Annotated in this window: 9 protein-coding genes; 8 read left to right on the forward strand and 1 reads right to left on the reverse strand. The window is 54.5% G+C overall.

The features are described 5' to 3' along the window. Positions 1 to 22: 22 nt before the first annotated feature. From FY206_RS02105 to FY206_RS02120, 4 genes are all read left to right on the forward strand, one after another. Positions 23 to 1,237 (forward strand): efflux RND transporter periplasmic adaptor subunit, encoded by a 1,215-nt coding sequence (locus FY206_RS02105; protein ID WP_009652401.1) that lies wholly within the window; start codon positions 23 to 25, stop codon positions 1,235 to 1,237. Then, complete coding sequence (locus tag FY206_RS02110; RefSeq protein WP_009652455.1) at positions 1,237 to 4,410, forward strand: efflux RND transporter permease subunit; 3,174 nt, start codon at positions 1,237 to 1,239, stop codon at positions 4,408 to 4,410. Before FY206_RS02105 ends, FY206_RS02110 begins: the two co-directional genes overlap by 1 nt. Positions 4,411 to 4,427: 17 nt before the next feature. Beyond that, on the forward strand, positions 4,428 to 5,897 hold the full coding sequence (locus FY206_RS02115) for an efflux transporter outer membrane subunit (protein ID WP_009652383.1): 1,470 nt from the start codon (positions 4,428 to 4,430) through the stop codon (positions 5,895 to 5,897). A 345-nt stretch (positions 5,898 to 6,242) separates the two neighbouring features. Then, positions 6,243 to 6,434: a heavy-metal-associated domain-containing protein gene (locus FY206_RS02120; RefSeq protein ID WP_016154448.1), complete on the forward strand. Its 192-nt coding sequence runs from the start codon at positions 6,243 to 6,245 to the stop codon at positions 6,432 to 6,434. Between the two features lie 1,619 nt (positions 6,435 to 8,053). Here the strand turns inward: FY206_RS02120 and FY206_RS02130 are convergent. Further along, entirely contained in the window at positions 8,054 to 8,839 is a 786-nt protein-coding gene (locus tag FY206_RS02130; protein ID WP_016154445.1) for a MipA/OmpV family protein, read from the reverse strand. Between the two features lie 127 nt (positions 8,840 to 8,966). On the opposite strand from FY206_RS02130, the gene FY206_RS02135 reads away from it, so the two are divergent. The 4 genes from FY206_RS02135 (at position 8,967) to FY206_RS02150 (ending at position 15,098) form a co-directional block, all read left to right on the forward strand. Beyond that, positions 8,967 to 9,662: a response regulator gene (locus tag FY206_RS02135; RefSeq protein WP_032950081.1), complete on the forward strand. Its 696-nt coding sequence runs from the start codon at positions 8,967 to 8,969 to the stop codon at positions 9,660 to 9,662. Next, on the forward strand, positions 9,659 to 10,825 hold the full coding sequence (locus tag FY206_RS02140) for a sensor histidine kinase (RefSeq protein ID WP_009652412.1): 1,167 nt from the start codon (positions 9,659 to 9,661) through the stop codon (positions 10,823 to 10,825). Before FY206_RS02135 ends, FY206_RS02140 begins: the two co-directional genes overlap by 4 nt. Positions 10,826 to 10,926: 101 nt before the next feature. Continuing rightward, complete coding sequence (locus FY206_RS02145; protein WP_009652501.1) at positions 10,927 to 12,042, forward strand: efflux RND transporter periplasmic adaptor subunit; 1,116 nt, start codon at positions 10,927 to 10,929, stop codon at positions 12,040 to 12,042. After that, entirely contained in the window at positions 12,039 to 15,098 is a 3,060-nt protein-coding gene (locus tag FY206_RS02150; protein WP_016154444.1) for an efflux RND transporter permease subunit, read from the forward strand. Before FY206_RS02145 ends, FY206_RS02150 begins: the two co-directional genes overlap by 4 nt. Positions 15,099 to 15,208: the final 110 nt, after the last annotated feature.

Raw genomic sequence — 15,208 nt, forward strand, 5'->3', positions numbered from 1 at the left:
GGCGTATGAAAGGATCACTGTTATGAAAATGAAAATTGGGGTTCTGATTGTGTCGGCCGCAATCATCGCCACTGCCGGGATTGCGTTTGCCCGGGATAGTGGCGGCAACGATGAGCCGGCCGCAGCGGCCGCACCTATGGCTCCCCAGGTTCCCGTAGCCGAAGTGCTCTCGCGTCAGATAGTCCCTTCGGCAGAGTTTACCGGTTCATTGGCGGCCCCAAAAACCGTAGAGCTACGCCCACGCGTTGGCGGTACCATCGACGCTGTCAGCGTACCTGAAGGCAGCATGGTGCGTCAGGGGCAGCTGCTGTTCCAAATTGATCCTCGTCCATTCCAGGTGGCTCTTGACAGCGCGCAAGCACGACTCAAGCAGGCAGAAGCGCTGGCTATCCAGGCCAATCGCGATTTTGAACGAGTTGGTCGGCTGGTGAACAATGGCGCGGTATCCCGGAAAGATTACGATGACGCCGCTTCTACACGTCATGCTCGTCAGGCTGAGGTGCAGGCTGCAAAGGCCGAGGTTGCGGCGGCGAAACTGGACTTGTCTTATTCGCGCGTGGTGGCACCGATTACCGGCCGCGTGGATCGCATGCTGGTGACTGAGGGAAATCTGGTCAGCGGCGGTGGTACGGGATCTGCGACGCTATTGACAACGATTGTTTCCGTCAATCCGCTATACGCTTACTTTGATATTGACGAAGCGACGTTCCTTAATTCAGTCAGCAAGGCACGTCCTGACGCAGTTAACAAGGTGGAAGAGCGTTTACCCGTGCATGTTGGGCTGGCGACAGAAAAAGGTTTCCCGCATCAGGGAACGCTCGATTTTGTCGGGAATCAGATCGATCGTAGTACCGGTACTGTCAGGGTACGTGCCGTAATCCCTAACGACGATGGGAAACTGACGCCAGGTGCCTTTGCCCGCGTGCAGCTGGCCACCGGTGCGGCACATCAGGCGATTCTGATTGACGATCAGGCGATAGGGAGCGATCAGGGACGCAACTATGTCCTGGTGGTGGGTGCGGATAATAAGGCGCAGTATCGCCCGATTGAGCTGGGCGCGGTGGTTGATGGTTTGCGCGTGGTCAAGAGTGGCCTGAAAGCCGGTGAGAACATTATTATCAAGGGGCTGGTGCGTCCCGGTATGGCGGTGACGCCGCGTTTGACCCCGATGCAGGCTTCTGGCGCGTCGGTTAGCGAGGGGGAAAAAGCCGGCTCCGTTGAAGGGGGAGGCCAATAATGAAATTCCCACACTTCTTCATCCAGCGGCCTATTTTCGCGATTGTGTTATCGGTGTTTATGCTGATAGCTGGCGCTCTGGCTTTCTTTCAGCTTCCGCTGAGTGAATACCCATCGGTAACACCGCCTACCGTGCAGGTTTCGGCAAGCTACCCTGGTGCTAACCCTAAGGTGATTGCTGACACCGTTGCTGCTCCACTGGAACAGGCAATCAACGGGGTGGAAGGCATGTTGTACATGAGTTCCCAGATGTCTGCCGACGGTCGAATGGTCTTGACGATTTCATTCCGGCAGGGAACCGACCCCGATATTGCGCAGATTCAGGTGCAGAACCGGGTTTCTCGGGCCTTGCCGCGCTTGCCGACTGAGGTGCAGCAGATCGGTGTCGTGACGGAGAAAACGTCACCGGATATCCTCATGGTTGTGCATATATTTGCACAGGGCGATCGCTACGATCCGCTTTATGTTTCCAACTATGCCATGTTGAACGTGCGTGATGAGCTATCACGCTTGCCAGGTATTGCCAGCGTCACGCTTGGGGGCGAGGGTGAATACGCGATGCGCGTCTGGCTGGATCCGACCAAAGTCGCTTCCCGCGGTTTGACGGCCAGTGATGTGACCGCAGCAATTCGTGAGCAGAATGTCCAGGTCGCGGCCGGTTCTGTCGGTCAACAGCCGAACAGCTCCTCAGCCTTCGAAGTCAGTATCAATGCCCAGGGGCGTCTGACCACCGTTGAGCAGTTTGGCGATATCGTGATCAAAGCTGGCGCTGACGGGCAGGTTACCCGCCTGCGCGATGTTGCGCGTCTGGAATTGGGATCGGACAACTATTCCCTGCGCAGCCTGCTGGACGATAAAAATGCCGTGGGTATGCACATCGTTATGACGCCAGGCGCCAATGCGCTGGACGTCTCTGCCTCGGTTCGGGCGACGATGGCGAGGCTGCAGGCCAACTTCCCGGAAGGTATCGAATACCGTATCGCTTATGACCCGACAGTGTTTGTCAGCGCCTCGTTGAAATCAGTGGCAATGACGTTGCTGGAGGCGACGGTGTTGGTGGTACTGGTGGTGATGCTGTTCCTGCAAACCTGGCGGGCTTCGATCATCCCTCTGGTCGCGGTACCTATTTCGTTGGTCGGTACTTTCGCCCTCATGTATTTGTTCGGCTTTTCGCTCAACACGCTGTCGTTGTTTGGTCTGGTGTTATCGATTGGTATCGTTGTCGATGATGCCATTGTGGTGGTTGAAAACGTCGAACGGCATATTGCACAGGGCCGTTCTCCGAAAGAAGCGGCAAGAAGGGCCATGGACGAGGTGACTGGCCCTATTTTAGCCATTACTTCCGTTTTGGCTGCTGTGTTTATTCCTTCTGCGTTCCTGTCAGGATTGCAGGGGGAGTTCTATCGCCAGTTCGCGCTGACCATCGCCATTTCGACGATCTTGTCTGCGATCAACTCGTTGACGTTGTCGCCGGCGCTGGCATCGGTTCTGCTTAGACCCCATCAGGATATGGCGCAGGCCGACAGGTTGACGCGCATCATGGATCGCGTATTCGGTGGTTTCTTCCGTCGCTTTAACGCTTTCTTCGATAGATTGTCGAACAACTACGTTGGCGCAGTCCGCCGGGCCGTACGCGGCAGTATCATCGTGCTGGTGCTGTATGCCGGTTTCCTGGGCCTGACACTGTTGGGGTTCCAGCAGGTTCCTAACGGTTTTGTGCCCGCTCAGGACAAATACTATCTGGTTGGGATTGCTCAATTGCCTTCCGGCGCCTCGTTGGATCGCACGGAAGCCGTAGTGAAAGAGATGTCCCGAATTGCGCTGGCGGAACCTGGAGTGGAAAGCGTCGTGGCGTTTCCTGGGTTGTCGGTAAACGGCCCTAACATGCCTAACTCCGCATTGATGTTTACCATGCTGAAACCCTTCAGTGAACGTAAGGATCCTTCGCTGTCTGCCGAGGCTATTGCCGGTAGCCTGATGGGGAAATTTAGCCAGATACCTGACGGTTTTGTCGGGATCTTCCCGCCACCACCGGTACCGGGGCTGGGCAGCATGGGAGGATTTAAACTCCAGATCGAAGACCGGGCAGGGCTTGGCTTTGAAGAGCTGACCCGTGTTCAAGGGATGGTTATGGCGAAGGCCATGCAGGCTCCTGAACTGGCAGGGATGATGGCCAGTTTCCAGACCAACGCACCTCAGTTGCAGGTTGATATCGACCGCGTCAAAGCCAAGTCTCAGGGCGTCGCACTGACCGATATCTTTGATACGTTGCAGGTGAATCTGGGGTCGCTGTATGTAAATGACTTTAACCGCTTCGGTCGTACGTATCGGGTGATCACTCAGGCGGATGCGCAATTCCGTATGCAGCCTGAAGATATCGGGTTGCTTAAAGTGCGTAATGCCGCGGGTGACATGATCCCACTGGGAACGCTGGTGAACATTACCCGTACCTCTGGACCAGACCGTGTTATGCGTTACAACGGTTATCCGTCGGCGGATATTACCGGTGGCGCAGCGCCTGGCTACTCCTCCGGACAGGCAACGGCAGCTATTGAGAAGATCGTTAGTGAAACGCTGCCTGAGGGAATGACATACGAATGGACCGATCTGACTTACCAGGAGAAGCAGACTGGCAACTCGGCGCTGTATATCTTCCCGTTGGCGGTGTTCCTGGCGTTCCTGATCCTGGCCGCACAATACAACAGCTGGTCGCTGCCGTTTGCGGTGCTGTTAATTGCCCCAATGGCATTACTTTCCGCGATCGCCGGGGTTTGGCTATCGAATGGAGATAACAACATCTTCACGCAGATTGGTTTTGTGGTGCTGGTGGGACTGGCGGCGAAAAACGCAATCCTGATCGTCGAGTTCGCTCGCGCCAGAGAGAGTGAAGGCGTCGATCCTCTGGCTGCTGTGCTGGAGGCCGCTCGCCTGCGTCTGCGCCCGATACTGATGACCTCGTTGGCATTTATTGCGGGGGTTGTGCCTTTGGTGATCGCGAGCGGTGCCGGTGCGGAAATGCGTCATGCCATGGGGATTGCCGTGTTTGCCGGGATGCTGGGGGTGACGCTGTTCGGACTCTTGTTGACGCCAGTGTTCTATGTCGTGGTCCGTAAGCTGGTTATTCGCCGGGAAATCAAGCAGGCACAGCGGGCAATCAGTGATTCACGGCCATGACGGGCGGAGAGAGAATAATGAAAGCAGAGTATGAAATGAACCATCGTATTAATAAACTCTCGGTGCTGGCGATGGCGCTGGTATTGGCCGGTTGTACTATGGCGCCGGACTACGAACGGCCTTCTGCACCAACGAGCTCAAGCTATCCTTCGGGAGCGGCTTATGCTCAGGGAACAGTTTCAGCGGCTCAGACTGCCGTGGCTGATATCGGTTGGCGCGATTTCTATCGTGATCCGTTGTTGCAACAATTACTTGAGGTCGCGTTGGCAAACAACCGCGATCTGCGCAAGTCGGTGCTGGATGTTGAGGCCGCGCGGGCTCAGTACCGGATCCGTCGTGCCGATATGTTGCCAACACTGAATGTGGATGCGGGCGCTACCGTGCAGCGTCTGCCCGCAGATGTCAGCCCGAGTGGTACAACGCAGATAACGCGGAGTTATGACGTTAATGGTGCGGTGTCAGCCTGGGAGCTGGATTTGTGGGGACGGGTTCGTAGCCTCAGCGATCGGGCGCTGGCAACGTACCTGGCGTTGGATGAAACACGGATTGCGGCAAGGCTGAGCCTGCTCGCTGAGGTGACAAACGCTTATCTGACGTTGCGTGCGGATCAGGAGTTGCTGCAACTGGCTCACGATACGCTGAGCACGCAAAAGAGGACTTACGCATTGACCCAGGCGCTGTTTGATGCGGGTAATGCAACGCAAATTGATTTGCGGCGCGCAGAGATTGCGTTGCGTACTGCGGAAGTCAGTCAGGCTGCTTATACGAGGGTGGCGGCGCAGGATCGCAATGCACTGGTTTTGCTTTTAGGGCAGCCATTGACGGCCGAACTCTCGGCCAGCCTGGATAAGGCGAATACCTTGCCCGATGACATCATCCCTTCCGCGTTGCCGGCGGGCTTGCCGGCAGAATTGCTGGTGCGTCGTCCGGATGTCCGTGCGGCAGAGCAGCAACTGCGTGCGGCCAATGCCAATATCGGGGCCGCTCGCGCGGCATTTTTCCCGGCAATCAGTTTGACAGGATCGGCTGGTACGGCCAGTTCGAGTCTGGACGGGTTGTTCGAGCCGGGGTCAGCGGCCTGGAGTTTTGTTCCGCAAATCTCGTTGCCTATTTTCCGGGGAGGCGCTCTGCGCGCCAATCTGGACCTAGCCCAGGTACAAAAGCGCATCGAAATTGCGAATTACGAGAAGGCGATTCAGGTTGCCTTCCGCGAAGTGGCTGATGGCCTGGCGGGCAGACAAACCCTGGACGATCAATTCCGTTCAGAACAATTGTTGGTGCAGGCCAGCCAGGCTAACTATGAATTGGCCTCACAGCGCTTCCGGGCCGGTATTGACGATAATCTGGCGGAGCTTGACGCGCAACGAGCGCTGTTCAGTGCACAGCAAACTCTGGTTCAGACCCGACTGGCGCGAATGAGCAATTTGGTCAATTTGTATAAAGCGCTGGGGGGCGGATGGACAGAAAGCTCTCCGGCTAAGCCATAACTCTCCGGGCAGGTTAACGCCACTGTCTGGCGATAAGGTCGGCAATACGTGGGTGGAGGGATAAAACCGCCCGCGTATTGCATTGTCGTAGGGATAAGGGGTTACGGCGCGGCAACCACTTCTTTTACTGCGAGGACTGCTACGTCTTCGTCTTGTTGCCCGACAGCCGGCAGAAAGCACAACTGAACGGTTTACTTGAAATACTTTGGGGCAGTATATATCCCCACCTCAGGTGAAACGCTTAGTCAGAGAATATAAGCACGAAAATTTTTGGCGATAGGGCTTGACCTTACAACGGTGGCAAGTTCTATCATTGAAGTTACTACAACTAAATAGGATATATATATGCAATTACATCTAGAAAATATGACATGCGGCGGATGTGCCCGGACAGTGACTAAAGTGATTCAAAATATTGATCCTGAGGCAAGTATCATAACTGATCCACCGACTCGTAAGATCGAAGTGAAAACTTCTTTATCTACTGAACAAGTTGCTAATGCTTTACGTGAGGCAGGTTTTCCTCCGAGAGAGTAGTTAACTAAAAATGGTTACCTCCCCGCTGTGGTAACCATTTTTTATCATGTATCCTTACGGTTAGAAGTATTTCTGTTATTATTATGCACCATGGTGGGGTGTTTAGATGTCTTGAGTTGTAGTTTTGATTTAATATGTCTATTACTTAACTCACTAATTTTTTCTCTATGTTAAATGTATTGTGTTCAATATTTATGTGTGATTTACTAAATCATCGGTTTTTTCTTTTAAGGCCTCATTAATGTATCATGTGACGTCAAGTATTTGTGGAGGGAGTATTTGGTTTTTTTTAAATATATTAAGAACAGGGTGGTATGCCAAATTTATCATCATAAAAAGTAAGAAGAGCGAAGTATACGTAAACCAAACGCTGTAAGTTTAAGCATGCCATTTTTGTTCCATGCACTTCTTGATAGCTCCGGGTTTTCAGTCATCAGCCGATACCTCTTCCTGTATCAGGTTATTCAGAGATTCATGAGGCCGCTCGTTATTGTATTACCTCAGCCAGCATAATGTAATTCTCCCGTACCTCATTCTGAGTTCTAAATAGATTAAAATCCAGTATTTATGTCCGATAGCGGCGGTTAAACAGTTCTGCTTTGCATTAGTAACCCGCGTCCCCGGTAGGCGTTGATACGATATGCTTCCCGCAGAGAATGCACCGACTGGTATTTCTGTGCCGGCCTTAGAACTTTTGCTTCAGCATCTCCTGAAGCATCTCCTTGTCCACACTCAGGCCAGCCACCTGTTTCTTCAGTAGCTGATTTTCATCCTCCTGCTACCGCATGTGATTCAGTTCTGAATGAGAAATATCGCCTTATTCCTTACGGTATGTAATGGGATTGTCAGGGCATCGTACAATAGCGTGTTCGACAGCGTGATGAACTACTATCCAGAAGAGCTTGACCGTACGTTCGAGATAATTCTCGATAGCGTGGAGGCTCATATAAAGGTCTATGTGTCGGTCAAGAATCTTGATGCCAGTATGGCGGTAGAAGTACTCAATGAAGTAATATCAGCAAATATTATTGCTATCTAAAAATCAAAGAGACTGATATGTTAGTCTTAAAATAATAGTCAGTTAGAGACTCAACGGACGGAACAAACTAGCTGGCAGTTCGTACTATGCCCATACTATTATGGAATGACGATATTCAATTTATGTCAAATTTTTCAAGTATTCATTCGTCAATTCTGGTTAAGCTGGGATTCGGCCCATCTGACATGTGATGTCGTAGTTTTCCTGATATTTTCGTGGTCATTGTTTATGGGGGGGAGAAGAACCTCGGCGCAAAAGACTGTCGGTGCGGTCTTATTTAAGGTGCTAGGGTTTTCTTTCGCTATACATGATTTTATACTAGCGAGAATATAGATAAAGGATTTGGGAATGTAATGAATTTTAATGCTGTCCTCATATGCTATTATCCTGCGCTTATAATCCACTCCACTGAAAGTGTAATAGTACATGCTCCTGCTCGTAATCTTCCGGTGATATATCACTCAGGGCTTGAAGCCATTTCCAAGCCAGTAGATGACTCGCAAAACATCATCTGATATCAACATTCAAATATATGTTTCTGATAGTCCACTTTTCGGAGACTCTGCCAGTTCCTGGCGTGTCAGAATGTCCAGTTGATACCAGCAAAACCGCTGATATTGTCTCGCGCTGACACAACAGGACTGTCACTGGTTTTATCCGCAAGCCAGGCATATGAAGCGCCCAGTAGGGTGCCCCAGTGTTCATTAAACTGATGCTGCCAGCTCAGGGTAGTCTGCGTAGCATAAAATCCTGCGCTACGGTTGTATTCCCGGAAACCGGTTGTGCGGCTCTGGGCAGCATTAACGCCGTACCAGGTGTTAATGTACCGGGCGTCACCAAAAAGTGCCGCGCCCTGCAGGGCAACCGTATCTGTGTCGTTCTGCCAGGGCACGAGCGTCAGCGAGGCCTGGTACTGTACCCCCTGTGAATCCGTCAGCGGCAGAGTTGCACGGATTTCCGGGGTAAACCAGCTGTTCACCTGCCAGCCAACAGCAACCTGCGTGTTCAGTGCACCACGGATGTTTCCCATTCCTTTCAGTTTGTCAGAACCATCGCGCCACGATGAATTTTGATCGGCACGGCCAAAACTGTATCCGAACGCATTTTCAAAATAGAGGCCATTATCCGTCTGCAGGTCATAACCGATACCTTTTGTTGAGTCGAAGAAAAACGCGCCTTTACGGACCTGCAGGGAAGGCATCACTGTCCAGTGCTGCTTATCCGCGCCACTGTAGCGGGGGGCGTTTTCTCCCATTATCCCCACCGTCACTCCATCCTGATTGCCGCTGTCGGCAATAGCGGACCCGCAGGTCGCTGCCAGCAGGATCACTGTACACCCTGTTACAGACGAATACGTTGCCATCATATATCCCTCGTTTTATGTTTATGCATTACGGTAAGCTGTGACCCGCCCGGCCACCCGCAGTGGATTATGACGATGCTTTATCAAGACTCAGCGTGGAAACCATCAAGAAACCATCAAGGCAGAATGAATGAACACAAAACGTATTCTGATTATCGAGGACGACCGGGATGCGGCGAATGTGCTCGAAGCCTATCTTCGCCGTGAAAACTTCGGGGTCATACTGGCCCATGATGGAAAAGCAGGACTTGAAGCCGCCCTTACCCAGCATCCTGCACTTATTCTGCTTGATATCATGCTGCCGGGTATGACCGGAACAGAAATACTCAGCCGGCTGCGCCGCGAATCCGATGTTCCCGTGATAATGGTCACCGCAATGGGCGAGGCCCCGGACCGTATCGGGGCCTTACGCTTCGGTGCGGATGATTATGTCGTCAAACCTTATCATCCGGGTGAGGTCGTGGCCCGGGTGCAGGCGGTGTTACGGCGTGGGGCGGCAGCGCATGCTAGCGCTGAAAATTATCGCCGGGTGGGGGCCGTTGAACTCAACCGGGACACCATGTCAGTCGCTGTTATTCACGATGAAAACCGGGTGCACCTTGAGCTGACCCCCACCGAGTTTTCACTGCTGGACATGATGATGACCCGCCCCCGGAGCGTCTGTTCCCGTCAGACGCTGCTTGAACACTGCCTGCCGGAAAGTGATGCGCTGGAGAGGGTGGTTGATACACACATCTATAACCTACGCCGCAAACTGGAAAAAGCGGGGGTCAGCGGTGTGCTGACCAGCGTGAGAGGGATCGGTTACCGGTATCTGCAGCCATGAAAAAAAGAGAGTCCCGTTCATTATGGCGCTGGATTTGCGTCAGGGTGTTGTCGCTGGCGGCCGGCAGTGTCGTGCTTATCGCCCTGTGCATGTGGCTGCGTTTTGCCCTGCTGGATGCCTGGGTACAGCATCGGATGCCGGAGGCGGTACGACAGGAATTTCTGCATCTGCGGGAAAATCCCGATCTTAATCGCATCCGTTACCATGAAATTATTGATGACTGGTACGGACTGCAGTTCTCAGATCCGTCCATTGCGTCAACAGACTGGCTGACGCTGGGAGGGCTGGTCCTGTTTGTGACACCGCTGATAATTATGCTCGGTTTGCTGGCCGCCCGGCCTCTCGCCCGGCAGTTCGGTCTGCTGACGCGAGCCTCCGCAGCGATAGCGCAGGGGCGTTTTACCACTCGCTCAAAAATGGATGCAAGTGCGCCCTCTGAATTGATGTTGTTTACGCAGAACTTCAATACCATGGCCGAAAGACTTGAACGTTATGACCGGGAATTACGGGCATCTCATGTTGCAGCCGCGCATGAACTGCGCTCTCCACTGACGGCCGCGGTGGGCCGTCTACAGGGAATGATGGACGGCGTATTCCCGGCTGATAAAGCGCAGATGAATATGGTGATGAACCAGCTCCTGAGCCTCAGCCGTCTGATTGATGATTTGCACCTGCTCTCACTGGCTGATGCAGGGCAGCTTACGCTGAATAAACAACGCTTCTCACCCGCCGGATTACTGCAGGAAAAGATTGCCTGGCTACGGCCACAGGCTACCGCCGGGCATTTCGGTTACGACACGGATATCCCTCCGGGAGAATGTTGTGCGGACCCGCTGCGAATCGGACAGGTCTTTACCATTTTAATGGAGAACGCACTGCGTTACGCGACGGAAGGCGGGAAGCAAACGATACAGGGTTCCGTTCAGTCAGGCTACTGGACGTTCTCCTTCCGGGATTACGGCGCGGGCGTCGAACCGGATTTTCTGCCGGTGATGTTTGACCGGTTTACCCGTTCTGATGTTTCCCGTTCCCGTCATTCAGGAGGCAGTGGACTGGGTCTGTCGATTGCCAGAGCCATTTGTGAGTCTCACGGCGGAACGCTGACCGCCAGTATCCCGCAAGAGGGGAACGGACTCCTGTTTCGGGTGAAACTGCCCGTATGAGTTTTCTTTTTCACTTTTCTTGACCAAATCTTGATGGTTCGTCGAACGTATCTGGACACACCTGCGGTTTACTCATGGCAGCATTTTTTCCGGAGGCTGCCATGCCATCATATTCATTCATCCCCCTGATAGCGTCTTTGCTTTTCTGGCGACGGGGCTCAGCCCTGGTTTTCGCCCTCGCCCTGCAACTGACCGGCTGTGATAATGAGCCGGTATCCCGCCATGTCCCACCAAGACCGGTGATGACCACGGAGGTATCTGCCGGCAATCATGGCGGACAGACGCTGATGACCGGTGAAATATTGCCCCATGAAGAGACGATTATCGGCTTCCGTACCGATGGCCGGATGGTGAAACGACTCACGGATGTGGGGCAGTCAGTGGTTGCCGGGCAGGTACTGGCTGAACTGGATGATACCGATTTGCGTAATCAGTACCGCAGTGCTCAGGCGGCAGTACAGGAAGCCGAGGCAAGCGCCAGGCTTGCTGAGATAAACCTGCGACGCATGACGCTGCTTGCCCCGCAGGGTGCGGTTGCCCGGGTTCAGCTTGACGAGGCCCGCACAAACCGCGACACGGCAACAGCAAAACTGCAGAGCGCTCAGGCCGACCTGAGCAGTGCAGCGGACCGTCTGGGGTATGCGCGACTGCTCTCACCGGTTACCGGGGTGGTCACCACCGTCAGCGCCGGTCCGGGACAGGTAGTGACCACCGGACAGGAAATCCTGCGGGTGGCGCAGTCAGGGGCCCGTGATGCGGTCTTCAGCGTACCGGGGGCTCTGGCTGACACCCTGAAACAGCAGCAGACACTCACCCTGCGTATGGCGGATAACCCGTCGGTGTCGGTAACCGGAACGCTGCGTGACATCAGCCCGCAGGCCGACACACAGACCCGGACCTGGCGGGTACGCTATGACCTTGAGAATGCACCCGCGGTAATGGCTATGGGGGCGACGGTCACCGGGTCATTACCCCTGGGCGGCAGTGAAGTGTTTCAGGTACCGGCATCTGCCCTGACGAGGAAAGAACAGAAACCGGCAGTGTTCGTGGTGGACACCGGCAAAAATCGCCTGCGCCTGACACCCGTTGACATTGCGGCCTATATGACCGATTCGGTGCTCATCCGCAAAGGGCTGACAGCCGGTGAACAGGTGGTCACTGCCGGGGTCAGTCAGTTACGTGACGGGGAAAACGTGCTGACGGAGAACCAAAAATGAAAAATGTTATGCACGCTTCCGGCGGTTTTAATCTTTCTGCCTGGGCACTGGCCCACCGACAACTGGTGGCTTTTCTGATGCTGATGGTCACGGTGACAGGCGTCATGAGCTTTCTAAATCTGCCGCGCAGCGAAGATCCGGCGTTTACCATTAAGACCGCCGTGGTGTCGGCACAGTGGCCGGGCGCAACGGTAAAAGATACCGTCAGTTTCGTCACCGACACGCTGGAGAAGAAGCTCCAGGAAATCCCACATCTGGATTATATCGAGAGTTACACGCGTCCGGGCTCGTCGGTGATTTTTGTGAACCTGCGTGATGACACACCGCCGTCAGAGGTTGCGGGTATCTGGTATAGCGTGCGGAAAAAGATGGACGACATCCGGGCATCCCTGCCGGACGGCACCACCACCCCGGCCGTGGATGATGAATTCGATGATACATACGGCACAATTTATGGCTTCACGTCGGACGGCTTCACTCCCCGGCAGTTACGCGATACCGTCGATGATATCCGGACATCTCTGCTGGCTGTTCCGGGAACAGGGAAAGTTACGCTGCTGGGTGACAGCGAACAACAGGTGGTGATTGCTTTTGATCCACTGAAACTGTCGGGAATGGGACTCGATCTTCAGCAGGTGACGGCGGCTCTGCAGGCACAGAATGCCGTCACGCCCGCCGGACGTATCCGGACATCACAGGAAAATATGTCGGTGGAAGTCAGTGGCGCCTTCACATCCGTGGACAGCCTGCGGCAAATTGTGCTGCATACCGGAAACCGTTTTATCCCACTCACCGATTTGGCCACGGTCACACTGCAGCAGGCAGATCCGCCCTCACCGGAGTTTAGGGTTAACGGTAAACCAGCACTCGGGCTGGCGATTTCGATGGCTCGCGGTGGAAATATTGTTGATTTTGGTCGGGCGCTGAACGCGACGATGGACAGGATCCGCACGCATCTTCCTTACGGGATCAGTGTGGAGAAGGTGGCAGACCAGTCGGCCGTAGTCAGTGACGCGGTGGGAGGATTCGTCCAGGTGCTGGTTGAGGCCGTTATTATTGTGCTGGCCGTTTCTTTTGTTTCGCTGGGCAGCCGGGCAGGTCTGGTGGTCGCCGTGGCCATTCCGCTGGTGCTGGCCATGACATTTACCGGGATGGAACTGGCCGGAATAGGGCTACAGCGAATCTCCCTCGGTGCCCTGATCATTGCACTGGGACTGCTGGTTGATGATGCCATGATCACCGTAGAAGCCATGGTGTCGCGGCTTGAGGCTGGCGATGCCCTGAGTGTGGCCGCCACGCAGGTATTTCGTACCACCGCGTTCCCGATGCTGACGGGGACACTGGTGATGATTGCCGGATTTATACCGGTGGGATTTGCGGCATCGAGCGCAGGAGAATACTGCTACTCCCTGTTTGTGGTGGTACTGACAGCGCTGCTGAGCTCATGGCTGGTTGCGGTTCTTTTCTCGCCGCTTACCGGCGTCTGGTTACTGCCGGAACAGCATTCACATCAGTCACATAAGCACAGTTTCTTTCACCGTCATTATACCCGCCTGCTCGACCGGGTGATGCAGCACCGGCGCAAGACACTCGGTTGTGCCCTGGCGATACTGATATTGTCCGGGGGCGGAGCCCTGCTGATGCAGGGTGAGTTTTTCCCAGCGTCCGATCGCCCGGAGCTGCTGGTGAGCCTGACTCTGCCGCAGAATGTCAGCCAGGCACAGACGCACCGCGACGTCCTGAAGTTTGAAGCGAAGTTGCGCGATAATCCTGATATTGACCATTACTCAAGCTACATCGGTTCCGGCGCTGTGCGTTTTTATCTGCCGATGGATGTTCTGCTGCAGAAAGAGAACATTGCCCAGCTGGTCGTAGTGGCGAAAAATGAAGCGGCGAGAAACCGGCTGCAGAAACAGCTTGAGCAGATCCTGTCGAAAGATTTCAGTACGCTCACAACCCGGGTATCCACACTGGAGCTGGGCCCTCCGGTGGGCTGGCCGGTCAGATACCGGGTATCCGGGCCGGATAATACCCGTGTACGTGAACTGGCCACGCAACTGGCAGGGATGATTGCCCGCAATCCCGATACCCGGGGTGTCAATCTGACGTCCGGTGAACCGGAGCGGGTCATCCGTCTGCGGGTGGATCAGACGCAGGCGCGTGCCACCGGCATGACGTCTCAGTCACTGGCAGGAACGCTTGCCACGCTGTTTTCCGGAACCACCGTGACCACCCTGCGCGACCGTAACCGCCAGATTGATGTGGTGCTGCGGGGAAATGAAGCCTCACGACAAAACCCGGCGTTACTGAATGCTCTGATGCTGACATCATCGACCGGGAATAAAGTTCCCCTGGGACAGGTCGCCACGCCAGAATGGACGCTGGATGATCCGGTTATCTGGCGTCGGCAGCGGTTGCCGTTTATCACGGTTCAGTCGGATACCGCGCCCGGCGTTCGTGCAGAGACCGTGTCATCGGCACTCTCTCCGGTGGTTGCCGGTTTCCGGGAGAGTCTCCCGCCGGGTTACAGTGTGGAGGAAGGTGGAGTGGTTGTGGAATCGGAGAAAGGAAACAGCTCAGTGTATGCGGTATTGCCTGTCACGCTGATGGTGATGCTGTTACTGCTGATGATTCAGTTACAACGCTTTTCGTCGATGCTGCTGGCCCTGCTGATGGCACCGTTTGGTTTGCCTGGGATAGTTGTGGCTATGCTGCCTTTTGGCATACCGATGGGGTTTGTGGCGCTGCTGGGGATCATTGCACTGGCCGGGATGATCATCCGTAATGCCGTCATTCTTATTAGCGAAGTGGATGTGGGGATGAAAAATGGTTTCACTGCGGATGAGGCGATCAAAGTCGCCGCGCTGCACCGTTCACGCCCCATCATGCTGACCGCTTCGGCGGCCATTCTCGGGATGCTGCCGATTGCCCGGGATGTTTTCTGGGGACCGATGGCATTTGCCATTATTGGTGGGCTGCTTTCAGCCACACTGGCAACGCTGACACTACTGCCGGCAGCAATAAGTCTAATCTTTCACTGGAAACCGTATCCCTGACGAGTCCTGCCGTATCATCGCCTAGTGCTTCGACTAATGATTGCAACCCGCGGATATGGGGATGACCGTCGCTGCCGGTTGCGACTGCTAGGATCATGGCGCCGGACGCC

It is taken from the genome of Enterobacter chengduensis (assembly GCF_001984825.2).
GTDB lineage: Bacteria > Pseudomonadota > Gammaproteobacteria > Enterobacterales > Enterobacteriaceae > Enterobacter > Enterobacter chengduensis.

What these genes read in the sequence shown, in the direction of transcription:
- FY206_RS02105 (WP_009652401.1), top strand. Translation starts at nt 23, where the DNA reads ATGAAAATGAAAATTGGGGTTCTGATTGTGTCGGCCGCAATCATCGCC.
- FY206_RS02110 (WP_009652455.1), top strand. Translation starts at nt 1,237, where the DNA reads ATGAAATTCCCACACTTCTTCATCCAGCGGCCTATTTTCGCGATTGTG.
- FY206_RS02140 (WP_009652412.1), top strand. Translation starts at nt 9,659, where the DNA reads ATGAAAAAAAGAGAGTCCCGTTCATTATGGCGCTGGATTTGCGTCAGG.
- FY206_RS02115 (WP_009652383.1), top strand. Translation starts at nt 4,428, where the DNA reads ATGAAAGCAGAGTATGAAATGAACCATCGTATTAATAAACTCTCGGTG.
- FY206_RS02135 (WP_032950081.1), top strand. Translation starts at nt 8,967, where the DNA reads ATGAACACAAAACGTATTCTGATTATCGAGGACGACCGGGATGCGGCG.
- FY206_RS02150 (WP_016154444.1), top strand. Translation starts at nt 12,039, where the DNA reads ATGAAAAATGTTATGCACGCTTCCGGCGGTTTTAATCTTTCTGCCTGG.
- FY206_RS02145 (WP_009652501.1), top strand. Translation starts at nt 10,927, where the DNA reads ATGCCATCATATTCATTCATCCCCCTGATAGCGTCTTTGCTTTTCTGG.
- FY206_RS02120 (WP_016154448.1), top strand. Translation starts at nt 6,243, where the DNA reads ATGCAATTACATCTAGAAAATATGACATGCGGCGGATGTGCCCGGACA.
- FY206_RS02130 (WP_016154445.1), bottom strand. Translation starts at nt 8,839, where the DNA reads ATGATGGCAACGTATTCGTCTGTAACAGGGTGTACAGTGATCCTGCTG.